General features: G+C 41.6%; 15 protein-coding genes and 1 pseudogene. 11 read left to right on the top strand and 5 right to left on the bottom strand.

Annotated elements, in window-relative coordinates:
* Positions 1-340: 340 nt before the first annotated feature.
* The gene (locus tag ACFFAP_RS23615; protein WP_375513507.1) at positions 341-1,570 is read right to left on the bottom strand and encodes a TetR family transcriptional regulator; all 1,230 of its coding nucleotides are present in this window, start codon (positions 1,568-1,570) and stop codon (positions 341-343) included.
* Between the two features lie 172 nt (positions 1,571-1,742).
* Here ACFFAP_RS23615 and ACFFAP_RS23610 point away from each other — a divergent pair, with 172 nt between their 5' ends.
* The 4 genes and pseudogenes from ACFFAP_RS23610 (at position 1,743) to ACFFAP_RS23595 (ending at position 5,975) form a co-directional block, all read left to right on the top strand.
* Positions 1,743-2,600 (top strand): acyl-CoA desaturase, encoded by an 858-nt coding sequence (locus tag ACFFAP_RS23610; protein WP_375513506.1) that lies wholly within the window; start codon positions 1,743-1,745, stop codon positions 2,598-2,600.
* 121 nt (positions 2,601-2,721) lie between these two features.
* Positions 2,722-3,565: pseudogene (locus tag ACFFAP_RS23605) on the top strand (Rpn family recombination-promoting nuclease/putative transposase).
* A gap of 76 nt (positions 3,566-3,641) precedes the next feature.
* Complete coding sequence (gene dusB, locus ACFFAP_RS23600; protein ID WP_375513505.1) at positions 3,642-4,697, top strand: tRNA dihydrouridine synthase DusB; 1,056 nt, start codon at positions 3,642-3,644, stop codon at positions 4,695-4,697.
* A gap of 645 nt (positions 4,698-5,342) precedes the next feature.
* On the top strand, positions 5,343-5,975 hold the full coding sequence (locus tag ACFFAP_RS23595) for a restriction endonuclease (protein WP_375513504.1): 633 nt from the start codon (positions 5,343-5,345) through the stop codon (positions 5,973-5,975).
* Between the two features lie 91 nt (positions 5,976-6,066).
* On the opposite strand, the gene ald is transcribed toward ACFFAP_RS23595, so the two are convergent.
* On the bottom strand, positions 6,067-7,158 hold the full coding sequence (gene ald / locus ACFFAP_RS23590; RefSeq protein ID WP_375513503.1) for an alanine dehydrogenase: 1,092 nt from the start codon (positions 7,156-7,158) through the stop codon (positions 6,067-6,069).
* 640 nt (positions 7,159-7,798) lie between these two features.
* Between ald and ACFFAP_RS23585 the strand changes: the two genes are divergently transcribed.
* From ACFFAP_RS23585 to ACFFAP_RS23555, 7 genes are all read left to right on the top strand, one after another.
* The gene (locus ACFFAP_RS23585; RefSeq protein WP_375513502.1) at positions 7,799-7,969 is read left to right on the top strand and encodes a hypothetical protein; all 171 of its coding nucleotides are present in this window, start codon (positions 7,799-7,801) and stop codon (positions 7,967-7,969) included.
* A gap of 465 nt (positions 7,970-8,434) precedes the next feature.
* A complete protein-coding gene (locus ACFFAP_RS23580; protein ID WP_375513501.1) occupies positions 8,435-8,728 on the top strand; it encodes a hypothetical protein in 294 nt (97 codons plus the stop codon).
* A gap of 135 nt (positions 8,729-8,863) precedes the next feature.
* On the top strand, positions 8,864-9,871 hold the full coding sequence (locus ACFFAP_RS23575) for a WD40 repeat domain-containing protein (RefSeq protein ID WP_375513508.1): 1,008 nt from the start codon (positions 8,864-8,866) through the stop codon (positions 9,869-9,871).
* A 71-nt stretch (positions 9,872-9,942) separates the two neighbouring features.
* Complete coding sequence (locus ACFFAP_RS23570) at positions 9,943-10,077, top strand: hypothetical protein (protein WP_375513500.1); 135 nt, start codon at positions 9,943-9,945, stop codon at positions 10,075-10,077.
* Positions 10,078-10,543: 466 nt separating this feature from the next.
* Entirely contained in the window at positions 10,544-11,596 is a 1,053-nt protein-coding gene (locus tag ACFFAP_RS23565) for a permease (RefSeq protein WP_375513499.1), read from the top strand.
* 137 nt (positions 11,597-11,733) lie between these two features.
* A complete protein-coding gene (locus tag ACFFAP_RS23560; RefSeq protein WP_375513498.1) occupies positions 11,734-12,507 on the top strand; it encodes a TIGR03943 family putative permease subunit in 774 nt (257 codons plus the stop codon).
* A gap of 52 nt (positions 12,508-12,559) precedes the next feature.
* Positions 12,560-14,059 (top strand): hypothetical protein, encoded by a 1,500-nt coding sequence (locus tag ACFFAP_RS23555; protein ID WP_375513497.1) that lies wholly within the window; start codon positions 12,560-12,562, stop codon positions 14,057-14,059.
* 22 nt (positions 14,060-14,081) lie between these two features.
* Here the strand turns inward: ACFFAP_RS23555 and ACFFAP_RS23550 are convergent, their stop codons facing one another.
* The 3 genes from ACFFAP_RS23550 to ACFFAP_RS23540 form a co-directional block, all read right to left on the bottom strand.
* Entirely contained in the window at positions 14,082-14,921 is an 840-nt protein-coding gene (locus ACFFAP_RS23550; RefSeq protein ID WP_375513496.1) for a sulfite exporter TauE/SafE family protein, read from the bottom strand.
* 36 nt (positions 14,922-14,957) lie between these two features.
* On the bottom strand, positions 14,958-16,244 hold the full coding sequence (locus ACFFAP_RS23545; protein ID WP_375513495.1) for a sulfite oxidase: 1,287 nt from the start codon (positions 16,242-16,244) through the stop codon (positions 14,958-14,960).
* Between the two features lie 99 nt (positions 16,245-16,343).
* A complete protein-coding gene (locus tag ACFFAP_RS23540) occupies positions 16,344-17,798 on the bottom strand; it encodes an aminotransferase class V-fold PLP-dependent enzyme (protein WP_375513494.1) in 1,455 nt (484 codons plus the stop codon).
* Positions 17,799-18,173 lie beyond the last annotated feature (375 nt).

Here is an 18,173-nt window from a genome sequence, read left to right as displayed (position 1 = left end):
GTGGGTTCAGCAGCCCACAATGATTGCAATTTTTAATTTTATATTTTTAATTTTTCATTTCGAGAAGCGACTTGACGATCGCTCCTTTATCTGGTAGCAAATAGGGGAATTGCTCCTGACTTTTGAAACAAGTAAAAAAGAGAGAGTGCGCTACCATCAATTTAGTCAGTTGTTGGATCAGAATTGATTGTGGCTACACCGCTTAACATAAACTCCAAAAATTAAATTACTCAATTCCTGCATCTAAATACGACTCTTAGATTTCTTCTCCCCCTGCTTCCCCTGCTCTCCAAAGCGATTGATTATTTTTTTATTTGAAAGTCCCTTATCTCCCCACTCCCTATCCTGGCTTATGATCCAAACGGGTGGCTTGCTCTAGGGCGGCTTTTTCTCTGGCTCGGCGGGCATAGGGTTGTAATTGGTTGCGATCGCAACCTGTTAAAATACTCAAGTTTTCTAAGGTGATCCCCCGCATTAACATTTCTACGCGCCAGGTTTGTTGTGCTTGTGCTACAGCTGGCGTTTGTCCTTGGGGAGTTAACAGTCCCTCACTCCATACTTGCCAACGTGTCTGAAGCTCTGATTCGGAAATCGGTTTGCCTGTTTCATTCAAAAACATGGCTGTTTGAGCATCTTTACGACTTTTTAGCCATTTGATTAAAGGATTATTAGTGTAAGAGCCGTAGCGTTTGCCCAAAATCCACTGATTCACAGGTACTTGACGGACGAGTCCGGGGATTGTGATTTGCAGGAAGTGCCCTTGAGTATCGTAGATTTGGTGCGATCGCTCTAAGCTAGTTATTTCTGTGGCGGATAACCCAGCCCCAAATAATACGTAAGCCAAGGCATAATCTCGTACTCCAAATTTCCTGGACTGTTGCAGAATTTCGTGAACTAAACTAGCTGGCAAATCTGCTACTTCTGTGGTAGTGAATCCTCCTTGTAAGGAGTTTGTTGCTGATTCTGCTGAGGGTGACATGGCTCCATGTAAAAACAACTCCACCAAATTTTCCAGAAAATCATCCCGATCCTCCCAAAGTTCGTGAAATTCGCTGGTGAACTCAATTACTGCATATCCCAAAATCATCCCATTCAGCAAACTTGCTAATTTTTCTGCGGGTAAATAGGTATTTAGGTGTCCTTGCTGGATTACAGTAGCTAAATACTGAGCTACATAACGGTTTGCCTCAGTTACTCCCCTGCCTAGTGCGCGGCGATTTTCTGCCGGGAATTGGTCGGCTTCACCTACCACAGATCGGACAAACTCTGGTACTCGTTCTAATGCATGTAAGCTATCACTTGCATAATCTTTAAGAGCTTGGTAAACATTGCCAGGAGGTGTTGCCCGCCGCACCAGCGATTCACCTAAATCTTTGAAGGCTGCGGACTCTTCCAGTACAGCCAAAAGTAATCCATGCTTATTGCCAAAATTCCGAAACAGAGTTACTTCGTTGACTTCGGCTTTTTCAGCAATTTGGCGGGTTGTGGTAGCGCTTACTCCCTGAGCAGAAAACAATTCAAGTGCAGCTTGAATCAGGCGTTGACGAGTGGAAATGAGTTGAGATGACATAAAAAAATGCAAGTGGCACTTGCAAGAAGTATCAGAGTTCTGCTAGCATAACAAATGTAAGTGATACTTGCTTTACCTACTGTAACGAACTAGTGTACAAGGCGGGTAAATCCCTATGGGATTATGCCCGATAAAAAGCAAATCGCTTTCTCATCCATCAACAGGAATTTTTATGACCGCAAATTTTGGGGCGATCGCCCCTGAGAGAGGCAACTCACCTCGACTCAGTTGGACGAATGTGGTATTTTTTGCTGCATTTCATGCTTTAGCACTTCTGGCTCCTTGGTTTTTCTCTTGGCCAGCATTAGGTTTGCTAGTGTTTCTTCACTGGTTATTTGGGAGCATTGGTATTTGCCTGGGATATCACCGACTACTGAGCCATAAAAGTTTCCAGGTTCCCAAGTGGTTAGAGTATGCGATCGCCCTGATTGGAGCGCTAGCTTTGCAAGGCGGGCCAATTTTTTGGGTAGGTGGACACCGCCAGCATCACGCCCACACGGAAGATATCAATTTAGACCCCTATTCTGCCCAAAGAGGATTTTGGTGGAGCCATATACTGTGGATTTTCTACCCGCGTCCAGAATTTTTTGACTATGACACCTATATAAAATATGCTCCTGACCTAGCAAGACAACCCTTTTATTGCTGGCTGGATCGCTACTTCTTGCTGTTGCAAATACCCTTCGGGCTGCTGCTTTATGCTCTAGGAGGATGGTCTTTTGTATTCTACGGAGTGTTTCTCAGATGTGTCTTGCTTTGGCACTCAACCTGGTTTGTGAACTCAGCATCACACCTGTGGGGTTATCGCACCTTTGATGCCAATGATGGCGCTCGTAATCTTTGGTGGGTATCCATCGTCACTTATGGAGAAGGATGGCATAATAACCATCATACTTATCCCCACATGGCAAAATCTGGGTTTTCTTGGTGGGAGATTGATGTTACTTGGTGGAGCATCCTAGTTTTGCAGACTTTGGGTTTAGCCAAAAAAGTTGTCTCGCGTCCTCCTCAAGGTGCAACTCACGGCTAAATTGCAACTAAATTATCATGAATTAGTAAGCCGACTGCTGATTTGCCGTCGGCTTACTAATTTTTATCAGTAGTATTTCACGGTAAAATCTAACGGATTAAATCACCGTAGTGCATCAAGTGTGAAAACTGACAGCATTTTTTATCGCCTTTTTCAAGAATTTCCTGGCATCTTTTTTGAATTAATTGGTAATTCGCCCCAAATAGCAGAGGCTTATAAATTCTCCTCAATTGAAATCAAACAAACGGCATTCCGTATAGATGGTGTTTTTCTCCCAACACAAGGGGAAGAAAATCCGATTTATTTTGTTGAAGTCCAGTTTCAAACTGACACAGAAATTTATTCACGCTTATTTTCAGAAATTTTTTTATACTTACGCCAAAACAAACCTAAAAATTCTTGGCAAGGAGTAGTTATCTATCCCAATCGCAGTCTAGATACAGCAGATATCAGGAATTACAGTGAATTTTTCACTAGCGATGCCTACGGCGGGCTACGCCTACGCATCAGTCGTATTTATCTTAATGAATTAGGTGAAACTGCATCATTGCCAGTTGGAATTGCTACGATGAAATTAGTAGTCGATGAAGAGGAGACAGCAATTATCGCTGCTAGGCAGTTAATAAACTTCAAGCCAGCAAGAAATCAACATTGAACCACAACGGCGGCAGTTACTAGAATTAATAGAGACAATATTAGTTTATAAGTTTCCGACGATGAGTCGAGAGGAGATTGAAGGTATGTTTGGGTTAAGTGATTTGAAACAAACACGAGTTTATCAAGAAGGCAAACAAGAAGGTAGGCAAGAAGGCAAACAAGAAGGAGCGCGTGAAGCAAAGTTTAGAATGATACCTTTGTTGTTGAGATTGGGATTGAGTTTTGAAGACACAGCGAAAGAGCTAGGTTTGAGCCTAGAAGAGATTCAGCAAGAAATGCAAAAACAGTCTCCAAGTCAGGATACGTAACTTACAATTAGCACTTATCGCAGATACTCCTAAATATTTTTCCTATTTTCCATTCGCACAATTTTTAATTTTTTCTATGATTTCGCTCTCTCCCATTCTCCAAGCTAGACTTTCCCAACCTCTCAAAATTGGCTCCTTCGAGGTAAAAAGTCGGGTTCTCCAGTCGCCTCTATCTGGGGTAACAGATATGGTGTTTCGCCGTCTCGTGCGTCGCTATGCACCAGATTCAATGATGTATACCGAAATGGTGAATGCTACAGGGTTGCATTATGTCAAGCAGTTACCCAAAATCATGGAGGTAGATCCAAATGAACGCCCAATTAGTGTTCAACTATTTGATTGTCGTCCAGATTTCTTAGCAGAAGCAGCAATAAAAGCAGTTGCCGAAGGTGCTGATACTGTTGATATTAATATGGGTTGTCCGGTAAATAAAATCACTAAAAATGGTGGCGGTTCTTCGTTGTTGCGGCAACCAGAAGTAGCAGAGGCAATTGTGCGGGAAGTGGTAAAAGCTGTTGATGTCCCTGTGACAGTAAAAACCCGTATTGGCTGGAATGACAACGAAATTACTATTCTCGACTTTGCCAAGCGGATGGAAGATGCCGGGGCGAAAATGATTACGGTACATGGACGCACCCGCGCTCAAGGGTACAATGGCAATGCGCGTTGGGAATGGATTACCCGTGTAAAAGAAGTGCTTTCTATCCCAGTGATTGCGAACGGAGATATTTTTTCCGTTGAAGCGGCGGTGAGATGTTTAGAACAAACTGGCGCTGATGGTGTAATGTGTTCCCGTGGAACTTTGGGTTATCCATTTTTGGTGGGAGAAATTGATCACTTCCTGAAAACTGGAGAGATTTTACCATCACCAACCCCGATTGGGCGCTTGGAATGTGCAAGAGATCATTTACAAGCCTTGTGGGAATATAAAGGCGATCGCGGTGTGCGTCAAGCCCGTAAGCACATGACTTGGTATGCTAAAGGTTTCGTTGGTGCTGCCGAACTCCGAGGACAGCTAAGTTTGGTTGAAAAGGTAGATCAGGGTTTGGCAATGATTGACCAAGCAATTGAAAAATTAGCTAATGGTTATGAACTAGAGGAAGAAGCACAAGGTAGTTTGGTGATGCTTTAAAAACTTGATTTTACTACTAGCTTGGGGTGATGTTATTGGTTGCTCAAAGTGACGCGATCGCTGTAGTTAAATAATTTGGGATTTTAAATTTTAGATTGACCCATGCGACCGATGCTTTGTTCGTTGGGGAGCATCCCGGTTTTTATTCTTCCAATAAATATAAATAAAGTATGAGATCGTAAAAGAATAATTAAGTAGTTGCTATTTGCCAGAACTGTGATGACTGAAGAAGAAAACCAACTTTTGCTCGAACATGCTCGTGCGATCACGTTAAAACCCTAGACAGCTTCGACGGCTGCTAGGGCATAATAACCAAAAATCTAATCCTAAATATCCCAAAGTTTAGACGGAAGCGTATTGTTATCGCGGTTAGCATCGGCACAGTTGCGATATCAGCAATAATAAAAATTAATCACGAATGGCGTAAGCAAGATGGGTGGTGTGCGCGATACCAACCAGATGGGAAAGAGGAGATTCTATGTGGTGATGACTGTTGAAAGTGAAAAAGTAACATTAGATAAAAATGATTAAAATTAACTTAATCCCATAAGCACTGACTATACGCAAAGTTTTATTAGTGCTTTGTGAATTTAAACTTTTGGCTCCTTGAATAAATCTTTATAATGTATATTATCAGTAAATTTTATGCTTGAAAACCAAACTGACTGGAGAAAATATGAAGAATATACAAGAGCCATTCTTAATGATGAAAGAGTTAAAAAATATTTAGAAGAACACTTTAATTTACCCGATCTCAAAATTCAATCAAAAGAGTATTTTTCGGGAAAATCTGGAACAGAGTGGCAGGTAGATGCTTATGGCTATGATGAAAATGATCTTATATTGATTGAATGCAAACATTACAAAAATGAGGCGAGAGTAGAGCAAAACATTATAGCAGCATTTGCTTATATTATTAAAGATGTAAGAGCCAAATATGGAATTATTGTAACCACATCTGGACTGCAATCTGGAGCTAAAAAAGTAGCAGATGCTGAAAATATACGGTTAATAGAAGTTCATCAAAACTCAACAGATAAAAACTTTTTCATTCGTTTTCCCGAACATCATCAGTCAGTAGCTGTATTTACTGACAAAATTGAAGGAGTTGGTTCTGGTTGTGCTATATCTCAAATACCGATTCATATACAACGTTATCCATTAGAAGAAGCACGACATAAGTTGATACAGAAAAGCCTGAGTCAAGGGATAAACAGAACTGACTTTTCTTATGAAGAAATATTAGAAGAGGCTAAAAAAATGATGGCAGAAGGGTAAAAGCTAGATGGCTGGTGTGGGCGTATGGTGCGGCTTTGGTAGGCGATCGCTACCTCTATTGAAATAAGCGATCGCCTAATCCTTGCACATCTTAATTTACCAAATCAGGGAATACCTGTTGTACAGCAGGATGCACTAAGTGATGATTCTGCACGTTCACACCCTTAGCTAATGCTGGGTTAACTTCCAGTGCCAAAATTCCCAAATTCGCCAATTGGACAACATAAGGTAATGTACTATTATTGAGTGCCTGAGTTGCTGTCCAAGGTACTGCTCCTGGCATATTGGGAACGCCATAATGCACCACACCTTCTTCAACGTATACCGGATTTGTGTGGGATGTGGGGTGTAAAGTTTCTATGCAACCGCCTTGATCAACAGCAACATCAACTATTACAGAACCAGGATGCATTTGTTTGACCAATTCGCGGGATACTAATATTGGTGCCCTACGTCCTAATACTAAAACTGCACCGATGAGCAAATCGGCTTCAATGACTGCGGCTTCAATATGAGCAGAGTTGCTATAAAGCAATTCTACTCTAGAGCCAAAGAGTGTTTCTAAGTAAGATAAGCGCTCGACACTTACATCTAAAATCTGGACGCTAGCACCCATGCCTACGGCAATTTTAGCTGCTTCTGTGCCGACAACGCCCCCCCCTAAAATTACTACTTTGCCTGGTTTAACTCCAGGGACACCACCCAAAAGTACACCTCTACCACCTTGCTGACGTTCTAGGAATCTGGCCCCAAATTGTACTGCTAGCCGACCTGCAATTATGCTCATGGGGGTGAGCAAAGGTAGTCTGTTAACACCAGGTTGTTCTACGGTTTCGTAAGCGATCGCACAAGTGCCACAATCAATTAAATGCTCTGTCAATTTGCGATCGGCTGCTAAATGTAAATAAGTAAATAATATCTGCCCTTTCTGCAAAAATTTATACTCAGATGTTAGCGGCTCTTTGACTTTAACAACCAATTCCCGATTCCAAGCCGTTTCTGATGTGGGGACAATTTCGGCTCCAGCACTTCTGTAGTCGTCATCTGTAAATCCAGCACCAGTACCTGCTTGCGTCTCGACGAAGATGCTATGACCATTTTCTTGCAGTACCCGCACACTAGAAGGACTTAAACCTACCCGAAATTCTTGATCTTTATTTTCCTTTGGAACGCCGATTTCCATATATCGCCTCTGATAATTTTTTTGTTTAACTGTAGCCTGCAAATTTCAAGCTTGCGACTGATCTATTACAGATAGCTGTAATAGAGATAGTTAATCTGTGTTCTAAGTTTCTCAATTTAATTTGAGCAACCTCAAACTCAAGCTCTTGACTATTACCCCAGTGTTTATACAATATATAAAGAATAGTAACAATTTATTAAAAGAGCGATTGTATAGCTCCCTACCAGGAAGCTTTTGTTGAATTTATCAAGTCATCTTGACATTCAAGCCCTGCGATCAGCTTTTAAGCTACCCTAACTTTTCACGTTATCTAGAAAAGCCCACGAAAAATCTAACCCCCTAACCCCCTTCCGGATATAGGAAGGGGAAAATTCAAAGTCTCTGACGCCACGTGCTACCCTGCAAGAACGCTAAGAGCGAACAAGTCGGGAAACCGCAAGGGCGCAGTGGCTCCTCCTTAAAGGAAGAGAGAAATAGAAGTGAGGTTTTCTACTGTAAAAAGTCAGATAAGCTACTAAGTGTAGGGTAAAAATTAAGGGGAAAAGAACAAATTTATTCCTTTAACCTTTACCGCTTATCCTCGACAAGTGCTGCGAAGTCTAACATCAAGTCCCGTTTGCCGAAAAAAGGTATCTTAAAAATGACACAAATACAACCAACGATTACACCTAAACTAGAGGAGCCGAAGTTTGGCTTTAACGAATATGCTGAACGCTTGAATGGTCGAGCTGCAATGATTGGCTTTGGTTTGCTGCTGGTGATTGAATATACAACAAATCAAGGGGTGCTATCATGGCTAGGTCTGAAGTAGTGCCACCCACAAGCACAAGGTAGAAGTTGTAAGCTAGTAATTAAAAGAGTTTCAACCAGCTGGAACAACCAGTTGGTTTTGACTTTAACAATTCATAGCCAAGTACTTCACTCTAGATACTTTAATTAGACTTATTTGTAAATTATTGCCCTAGAATGTAAGCAAGAGAGGAATCGAATATTTATTCGTGATAGAAATATTATAGACTTGCAACTAGTACAGGACGGCGGAAATCAAGCCATTTTGTCAATCAACAAGACTTGGCAAGGGGCAAAATCCCATACTTAAAGGTAGGTAAACTTCCGCCACAGTCTACTAGTATATACAAGGCGATTAATGAGTCCACTTCCTCCCCTACTAAAGAAAATCATAATTAATATCTGCCTTGGATGAGAAAGGCAAATTACGGGTGAGGTATTCTTGGTAAATATACACAAAAGGTGAACTGGAACCAACCAAGCTGTGATGAATGCTGTATTACCTCGTTTTTTGAAGTCAACCTACCGAAAAGAGCCACTAATCAGTGTATTGATTACGATGGGCGCTATAGATGCCCTGATTGGCGGATTGAATGATAGCTGGTCGTTGTTCGCTTTTGGTTTGGGAACAACAGGGATAGCGCTAGCTTTTAAGTTGTGGCGTTTCCAGCAGCGTCGTCCTCTACCAGAGGAGCCTGTAGTGCAACATTATTTGCCCTCTCGTTCTTCTAGTGCGCCTTTACCAATGTTAAGCGTTTCTAAGAAAAAACCACCTTTTTAGGAAGTGCAGAGTTATTAGTTAATAACTCTGCAAAATTGATTGGAGTAACCGGATCTATAAAAGTGAGGAAAAAGTGTGAGTAGTGAGGGAAGAGGTGGGGGTAATTTTTTGCGGCCGGATATTATCCTGGCATTTATGGCAGCTGTCGCCCTTCCAGTGACTATCTGGGAAGGGTTTCATATTCATGAAGCTCATGCTGCCATTGAGGTAACACCAAACTCCCAAACTACCAATAGCTTTGCTAATGTCCAACTACTTTACACACTCATAGGACATAACGGAACTGTTAAATCCCTCGCTTTCAGTCCAGATAGCAAAGTTCTTGTGAGTGGAGGCGCAGAAAACGAGGGTGTAATTCGCCTGTGGAACCCAGCAAATGGCAAAAATTTGGGGAATATTAACAAAGCACACCAAACAGCCGTAGAATCTTTAGTGATTTCACCAGATGGGCAAACCCTCGCTAGCTGTAGTGATGACAACACGATTAACCTCTGGAACCTGAAAAATTTTAAATTTACCCGCTCTTTTGTCGGACATACGAGTAACGTATTATCTTTAGTGGTGTCTCCTGATAGTAAAGTTCTCATTAGTGGAGCTTTAGATGGGATTCGGATATGGGATTTGCTACAGCAGCGCCCACTTGGTACTCTAGTACGTTTTGATAATTTGATTTATACCCTAGCCCTTAGTCCTGATGGGCAGACCTTAGCTAGTGGTGACAATAAGGGTGTAATTAAGCTGTGGAGTTTGAGTACTGGTAAATTAATCAGTGAATTTGTAGCTCATGATAATGTTGTTAGCAGTGCGATCTTTACACCAGATGGACAAACATTAGTTACTGCTAGCCGCGATCGCACGATTAAACTGTGGAATATTAATACTGGAGAATTAGTCCGCACCCTCATAGGACATAATAACTGGGTGAATGCGATCGCCATTAACCCCGATGGACAAACCCTTGCTAGTGCTGGCAGAGATGGGATTAAATTGTGGAATTTAACTACAGGTGAGTTAATAAATACACTGAGTGGACATACAGACTGGGTGAGTGCGATCGCTTTTAGTCCTGATGGTAAAATTCTTGCCAGTGGTGGATTTGATCGACAAATCAAGATTTGGGGAACTCCATCAAAACCTAATTAACAGCGCTCGTACAAAATAATCGTGAACTAGTAGACTATATCCCCGGCTTCTTTAAGAAGTCGGGGATATGCTTGTCTCAGATTTTGACGCTCCTTTCGAGGCTTAGTGACTCGCGATCGCGCAACTTTACACGTCATGTAGAAAGTCAGGCGATCGCTAACGCCGAAAGATTCCCCCAATTATTTTCTGTGTTTGCTAAACTTTAATCTTGCATTTTTAGAGTTTTTATAGTACAAAATCAACCAAAGCCCAGATCAAATTTTGCCAGAACTAGCCAAAATCAATGATGGTAGCAACCAAGAGTGATCCCCAATTGTTGAATAACTGTGAATCCTTGATGAGAATACAGCCGAGCTAATATCTTATCCAGCAAATTACTGTAAGTATAAACATAGCTAATTTCAAATCATCTATGCAGTTACTTGCTCTCTAGAATGGAACAATTATTGAACTGAGACAATCTTAGAAATGGTCATCGTCAGTAAATGCACTCAGGTAAATATCGCTATCTTGGCTGAACCAAAGGTTTATAGCGTTTAAGCGCTACTTGAAACGTAAGACAACTTGCTACTTAAATAATGTTTAATTTTCCCGAACTGCTTTTGATCCCCATTTCGATAGAATGACTAGGCAGAACCCTAAAACTAAAAACCGCTTTTGACTGCGACGCCCATGAATGAATTGAACAATGGTTTTACGATATTTCTAAGTCTGCTAGTCGAGGCGATGCCTTTTTTGCTTCTTGGGGTTTTATTCTCCAGTTTGCTGCTGTTTTTTGTTGATGAGCGCAAATTAGTAGAAAAAATGCCCAAAAATCCGTTGCTGGGTGCTTTAGTTGGCAGCATGATCGGCTTTTTATTTCCAGTGTGTGAGTGCGGGAATGTACCAGTAGCGCGGCGGTTCCTAATTCAGGGAGTACCTATGCCAGTAGCAATTGGTTTTTTGCTAGCAGCACCAACAATTAACCCAGTTGTAATTTGGGCAACTTGGACGGCATTTCGAGATCAGCCAGAAATAGTAGTCTTACGAGTCGTATTTTCTCTAGCAATTGCTACAATTATCGGGTTTGTTTTCAGTTTTCAAAAGGACTTAAATCCCATAGTCCAACCTGCGATCGCTCGGTATATGAAGTATAATCCGCCTACACAGCCCCAAACCAAAGGTCGTGGTAAACATTCCCAAGTACAACAGGAAGCAACAGTACCGAATCTGTTACAATCCGGGACTTATATCTTAGGAGGAAAAGCAGGTATACCTCTGCGGATAGATCCGAATTTTGTACCGCCTACCTTAATCTCTATCCCCGATAAACCGCTTGCAGCTAAACTGCGCCTAGTTGTGGATAATAGCATCCAAGAATTACGAGAATTAGGCGGAGTGATGATTTTAGGAAGTGCGATCGCTGCTGCTATTCAAGTGCTAGCTCCCCGTGAATTAATTCTCAGTTTAGGTGCTGGCCCCATTACTTCAATTGTGGTCATGCTGATATTAGCAGTAGTGGTGTCAATTTGTTCTACAGTCGATTCTTTTTTTGCACTATCTTTTGCCTCGACCTTTAGCAGTGGTTCATTGTTGGCATTTCTGGTGTTTGGCCCAATGATTGACATCAAAAGTGTTGGTTTGATGTTATCTATTTTTAAACCAAAAACTATCTTTTACTTATTTGCTTTAGCAGCACAATTGACATTTTTATTCACCCTTTTTCTGAATTTGCACGTCTTTTAAAAAACTATTTGTCATTTGTCCAAAGTCCAATTGTTTAATGATTAATGACCAATGACCAATACTTCGACTTACCTCAGCTTACTTCGACTACGCTCAGTACAAGTGACCAATGACTAATGACTAATGACCAATGACTAATGACTAACAAAAATCCCAAATCTAAAATCCCTAATCTGTTACTCCCTTGGCTGGATGCTTTAGCAATTACAGCTTGGGGCATTTTGATGTTGAGATATTGGCTAACTAACAAGCTGAACCTGTTAATTCACCCAAATTACATTTGGTTGGCGGTTGTAACTGGTATCAGCTTCATCATTATTGGTTTATTTAAGATGCAGGAACTTTGGCAACGGCGTCGCCGTGATGTTACGCCAAATACCCAGCATATTAGTTTATTTCCCCCTGGCTGGGGCAGTACTTTGTTGTTGACTACAGCGATTCTAGGTTTTATCATTACACCGCAAGTTTTTGCTAGTGACAAAGCACTCCAAAGGGGTGTGACGGCTGATTTATTGGGAAGCACACGCGTCAAACCCCAAGCCTTTCGAGCTACTGTTCGTCCAGAGGAGCGATCGCTTGTAGACTGGGTACGCACTGTCAATGTCTATCCAGAGCCAGATACATATACAGGACAAAAAGTCAAGGTGCAGGGATTTGTCATCCACCCGCCAGATATAGGAAAAGAATATTTGTTCTTAGCGCGATTTGTCTTAACTTGCTGTGCAGCAGATGCTTACCCTGTAGGATTACCCGTTAAACTCCCAAACAATCAAGAGCCTTATTCCCCTGATACCTGGCTGGAAGTAGAAGGACAAATGGTGACAGAAAATTTGGCAGGTAAACGCCAACTTACCATTGCTGCTACCTCTCTCAAAAAGATTCCTCAACCACAGAATCCTTATAGTTATTAGTCATTAGTCATTTGTTGATGCCCAATGCCCCATGCCCAATGCCCAATAACCAATGACGAAATTTAAAGCATTTATCCAACCACTAGATCGCATAGCGATCGCACTAATGTTACTGCTGAGTGTGTTGATTGGGTTAATCATATTGCAAGGTGATGTAGTAACTGCTCGTGTCCGGGAATTTACCTGGCAAAATCAACAAATTGGGGCAGAAGATAATTCTTTCACCCTCACCTTCAGCCGCCCAATGGAAGTAAAAAGTGTAGAGGATAACTTGAAAATCGAGCCACCCCTAGCAGGTAAATTCAGTTGGGCTGGGCGGCGGATGGTTTATACACTGGTGACACCAGCACCATACGGCACGAATTATAAAGTGCAGTTACAAGGAGCCAAAGATAAGTTTGCAGAGGAAGAAGGCAAAAATCGGGTGATACAGCCGTTTGTTGGTAGCTTCCGCACACGCGATCGCGTCATCCTTTACATAGGAACCGATAAAGAAGAACAGGGACGGTTAGTTCTTTACAACTTAACCCAAGAGCAAAAAAGGCTACTTACCCCTCAAGACCTGATAGTAATAGACTTTGAGTCCTTTCCTGATGGGGGAAAAATTTTATTTTCGGCTCGCGCGGCTAAGAACCAAGACTTACTTTCAGCCCAACTCTACACAGTGACAACAGGCGTTCCTGGTAAATCTGGACAAGAAGTAGAACCAGCAGGCAAAGTTGACTTAGTTTTAGATAGTAAAGATTATCAAAACTTGAAATTTGACTTATCACCTGATGGGCAAACTATTGTAATCCAACGGGGCAATAAAAATAATCCTGGCGACTTTGGACTATGGTTTATGCCAGCAACCAGTAACAGTTCAACAGAAAAACCCACCCCTAAACGTCTGCAAAGCCAACCTGGGGGAGACTTTATGATCACACCAGATAGTCAAGCCGTAGCAGTTGCCCAAGGACAAGGAGCAGCCATCCTACCACTGCAAGGTGATGCCAGGAAACCCCTAGATTTTCTGCCGCAGTTTGGTTTGGTACAAGCTTTCTCTAAAGATGGCTCTCAAGCAGCGATGGTAAAGTTTAATACAGATTACACGCGAGATTTGTTTTTAGTGACAAACCAAGGTGTCCAGAAACAACTATTAAAAACTACAGGCTCAATTCTCAGCTGCCAATTTGATATTGCCTCACCCACCCTCTATTGCTTGCTGACACAGCTAGTATCCAAGGAACAATATATAGAACAGCCTTATGTGGTGGCAATTGATCTGAGAACCGGGCAACAGAAACCACTTCTAGTACTGCCTCCCGCTCAACGGAATGTGCAAATGAGTTTATCATCTGACGGTTTGGGCTTGTTATTTGACCAAGTAGTACCGCAGACAAATCCCCCAGCATCATTACCCACAAATACTTTAAAAACTGATGATGGAGATGTTATTGCTACCAGTAGCCTGTGGTTAATGCCTTTGTTACCCATCGCTGATGCTGCGACTGTTGAAATTAGACCAGAACAACTCCCCTTAGCCGGATTTCATCCCCGGTGGCTACCTTGAAAAAGCTTAGATTCCTGACTTCTTAGAGAAGTTGGGAATCTTGTTGGTAACTAGCTGATAATTCTTCATTGATTGGATTTGAAACTATGAATTGATAATTTGTCCAAGCTTCCCAAAAAATATAAATTGATAGTATTCCTAAGAAAATACGAAGCACTAAACTTACAGTGGAATCTGGTAGTTTTGGCAATGTACGAGTACTCATCTGAACGCCTAAAAGACCTCCGCATCCCAAAACTATACCTTGAAGAAACAGAATATTTCCCTCTAATGTGTGTCCTGTGCAGGCGGCTAAAGCAGTGATAACAATCACACCCAAACTAGTCTGAATTGCTACTTTAATTTCTTCTCCCAGTAATAACATTTGTAGTGGCACCATAATCGTACCGCCACCTAAGCCAAATAAACCTGCTAAAATTCCTGCTGCTCCCCCAGTGCCAATTTTAGAAACTAAGGGGTTAAAGACTGGGGCTGTATTCTCTTTCTCTTTTAAAGCCAGTTGCTTGCGAAGCTCAATCAGATAAATATTAGCAAGTAAGATAATGCCAAATGTAAATAATATTATGTAAGATGGAATTTTATTGGCAAAATATACACCTATTCCAGTAGTTAGAAAAGCTGGAATTCCTAAATAAATTACTCGTTTAAAGTCAAAGTAACCCATTCGCCAATTCTGCAAACTTCCAGAAATTGAAGTAATCACAATAGCAAGGCTACTAGTAGCGATCGCCTGAACGGGAGTATAACCTAGTGTGACTAAAAGAGGAATTGTGATAATACCGCCACCTATTCCTAAAAGTCCAGCTATAATTCCAGATATTAAACCCCCAGTTATTAAAATCAACCAACTAAAATCAATCATAAATAGATATTTTTCTAAAAAACTAATTTAGTATGATTAACCTTGTACTGTCACCGGATGGCTAACAACGCCTCCGTAGAGCAATCCAGAATCATTCCACGGAACTGTACTCGGTTGTGTATTACCTAAATTGTCAGTAGCACGAGCTTGAAGAAAATATTCCCCAGGAACTGGATTCCATTCAATGTCCCAGCGTACCCATGCAAATGGAAAATTTGGTTCTCGCAGTCGTGCAAATTGCCAAGTTCTTCCGCCATCTAGGCTGACTTCTACACGGACAATCTTTCCTTTCCCAGACCAAGAACGTCCACGTAGTAAGTGGGTTCGAGCATAAAGTGTAGCTGGCCAAGCCAACTCAAAGGCACTCTTAACATTTTGATAGGTAATCAGCTTACCTTTATATGGTGCGATCGCTGGGTAATCTGCACCAACCAGCACCATTTGCTCCGTCACCCACTGGGTATATATCGGTGTTTGGGAAACCTCAATCCGCTCAATCCATTTAACGTTGGCGTTTCCTCCCCAACCAGGGAATAAGGCACGGCATGGTTGGCCATGATCTGGAGGTAATGGTTCTCCGTTCATTGCATAGACAAGGAGCGAGTTATCTGCTAATGCCTTGCTAATCGGAACTACATTGTTAAACTTGGATTTATTCGTCCCTTTTGAGTCCAGCGAATCCACATCAGCGCCCTCAACGAGTACATCTTTTGCTGTGGATTTCAGTCCAGCTCGCTCTAATAACATGCCAAGTGGTACACCAGTCCACTCAGCCACACCAATAGCTCCAAGCCTCCATCGTGTTCCAGGGAGTGGTGTGTTATAAGCCTCTTCAAAGAAACGCCGACCATTAGCAGCACACTCAATGGCGCAAGTGACTGAGATGGATGGCATAGCAAGGATTTCATCGTAAGTGAACTCGCAGGGGGCAGAAACGCCAGTTCCATGAATTTGCAAACGCCATGTAGATGGGTCAAAAGGAGGAGGTGTACTGCGGTTATGAACATAAAACCAATCATTTGGTACTAAATAACCACGCCCATACATCGCTTCCCAGTTCATCTCTAATGTGCCTTTGCTATGAGAGATATACCCTGGTGGCAATGGCTTAAGTATTTTACTGCCCTTGGTTTTAATAGCTGCCTGACTGTGAGCAGGCGCAGGTTTAGCTAACCCCCCGATAGCTGTTGCACCAACCATAGTGGCTAATATTTTTAGAAAGTGCTGGCGCGAAATACCTGCTTCTGTACTTTTTTGCCAGATGCACTGTTCAACCCGTGCCTGTAGATAATCCTCCTGGTCAAAGAGGTTTTCATCGCTCAAGCTATTACCTCCTTGTAATTATTTGTAATTTTCAGTGGGTAGGGGCACGGCATTGCCGTGCCCCTACTATATATCTTTTGGCGAGAAAAAGGGGCGAGACTAACCCTCTATCGCTGTCCAAATACCAGTTATCTCATCTTGTGTGTAATTGGGCAAATAATGAGCCAATCCGTTTTTAGCTATTTGAGCGATCGCATCAATAAAGTGATCGCAATCTTCTAATGTATTATATACAGCAAAGCTTGCTCGGATAATACTAGGAATGTTGCGCGTAATTCCCCTGTCTACTTCCTGAGCAATTTGGTGGTCTTGCTCGTCTGAAATATTCTTGAGTTTGCGAATGTATTCGTATGTACAGAAAGCCCCAGCCCTAACCCCAATTCCGTATTCTTGTGCCAGAATCTCTGCTACTAAGCGTCCATCAAACCCATCAATATCAAAGGGAATAACATGGGCTAAATTATCTCCTGGGATATGTACTTTTACACCAGGAATAGCTTGAAGTCGTGTGAATGTGAAGTCAACTAGAGAATGTTCGTAATTAGCAATGCGCGAGCGTCCAAGGGCTTCGATAATTTGAATCGCCTTGGCAATGGCGATCGCACCCATTGCGTTTGGTGTTCCAGGGTCATGGGCCCGTTCTGTATAAAAACGCTTGATCTCTAAGTTTCTAGTGATATAAGGTAGGTTTCCACCACCGATTTGATAAGGGTAGGAGCTATCAAAAAATTCCTTTGGCCCCAGCAAAACCCCAGTTCCGTAAGGCGCATACATTTTGTGTCCAGAGAAAGCCACAAAATCTAAATGACATGGGTCATCATCTGGACGCATATCTACTCGTTCATGCTGAATTAACTGACACACGTCGGCAAAAATTTTAGCACCATACCGATGTGCTAAGGCTGCAATTTCGTAAATCGGGGGTCTGTAACCTGTAATTGTCGAAGCACCTGTAATAGTTACTAACTTAATTTGCTCGGTTTCGGGGAGATTTTGATGTGCCTTGAAGATATCTTCAATTTCTGCGATACTTACACTTCCGTCCGGCTGGGTTCTGTACTGCACAACTTCGTCTCTAGTAACCCAAGGCAGCAAGTTTGATGAATGCTCAATATCAGAAACTAAGATTTTTCCAGGTTTTTTGGCCCAAAGTGTAGCAGCTCCATTAATTGCTTCTGTTGTATTCTTCGCAAAGATTACATAGTTGTCTAAAGATGATCCCACAAAGTCCCGAATAATGTTCCGACTGGCGTCATATTCTCGTGTAGTAATGATGGACTTTTGCCCAGAACCTCGATGCACACTGCCATAGGTGTCAAGCATCTCGTCTACATACTGCTTCAGGGTTGCAAAGGGAGTGGTTGTAGCTCCATTATCCAAGTTGATGTACTTAACATAGTTTCCATTAAGAGTTTTCACCCTGAAAGATAGAGACTCATGTGTAAATAACGGTCTGATTTCTTTATCCCAAAAACTGTCAAAATTTTCTACAACCAGCGGTAATTGGGCAGCTTCTTGCTTCATATTTGCACTGATTGCAAGTACGTCAGTCATCTTTAGCACCTCTATTTTAAATTTTTATTTTTTGGACAAGTCTAACTGCTACAACGCTTTCTTTAGCGCAATAATCATTTCAATTGGCGTAATTAAACTCTTTATAATCACTTTATTGCTAATAGAAAACTCTGTTATTCCCATTATTCTTTAATAAATTAATAAAAATGTGTATCCGTATCTATACGTGATTATACAATTGTTTGCAAATTAAAGTATACATTGTATATAATATTTTTAAGTACCTAAGTATACTTTAAACAATTTTTTCATAGTCATTAAACAAACTTGACGCATTGAAGGCAAGTTGATGAAAAAGCCTCTCACTAACTAAGCCTGGAATTGCTTACTAGTGAATGTATTTACCTAAAAAAA

The organism is uncultured Nostoc sp., assembly GCF_964245575.1.
GTDB lineage: Bacteria > Cyanobacteriota > Cyanobacteriia > Cyanobacteriales > Nostocaceae > Nostoc.
This window is presented reverse-complemented; position numbering and strand designations above follow the sequence as displayed.

Coding starts and splice junctions, on each gene's coding strand:
- dusB (WP_375513505.1), top strand. CDS start 3,642: ATGATTTCGCTCTCTCCCATTCTCCAAGCTAGACTTTCCCAACCTCTC.
- ACFFAP_RS23565 (WP_375513499.1), top strand. CDS start 10,544: ATGAATGAATTGAACAATGGTTTTACGATATTTCTAAGTCTGCTAGTC.
- ACFFAP_RS23550 (WP_375513496.1), bottom strand. CDS start 14,921: ATGATTGATTTTAGTTGGTTGATTTTAATAACTGGGGGTTTAATATCT.
- ald (WP_375513503.1), bottom strand. CDS start 7,158: ATGGAAATCGGCGTTCCAAAGGAAAATAAAGATCAAGAATTTCGGGTA.
- ACFFAP_RS23555 (WP_375513497.1), top strand. CDS start 12,560: ATGACGAAATTTAAAGCATTTATCCAACCACTAGATCGCATAGCGATC.
- ACFFAP_RS23580 (WP_375513501.1), top strand. CDS start 8,435: ATGAATGCTGTATTACCTCGTTTTTTGAAGTCAACCTACCGAAAAGAG.
- ACFFAP_RS23595 (WP_375513504.1), top strand. CDS start 5,343: ATGCTTGAAAACCAAACTGACTGGAGAAAATATGAAGAATATACAAGA.
- ACFFAP_RS23610 (WP_375513506.1), top strand. CDS start 1,743: ATGACCGCAAATTTTGGGGCGATCGCCCCTGAGAGAGGCAACTCACCT.
- ACFFAP_RS23585 (WP_375513502.1), top strand. CDS start 7,799: ATGACACAAATACAACCAACGATTACACCTAAACTAGAGGAGCCGAAG.
- ACFFAP_RS23615 (WP_375513507.1), bottom strand. CDS start 1,570: ATGTCATCTCAACTCATTTCCACTCGTCAACGCCTGATTCAAGCTGCA.
- ACFFAP_RS23575 (WP_375513508.1), top strand. CDS start 8,864: ATGGCAGCTGTCGCCCTTCCAGTGACTATCTGGGAAGGGTTTCATATT.
- ACFFAP_RS23560 (WP_375513498.1), top strand. CDS start 11,734: ATGACTAACAAAAATCCCAAATCTAAAATCCCTAATCTGTTACTCCCT.
- ACFFAP_RS23540 (WP_375513494.1), bottom strand. CDS start 17,798: ATGACTGACGTACTTGCAATCAGTGCAAATATGAAGCAAGAAGCTGCC.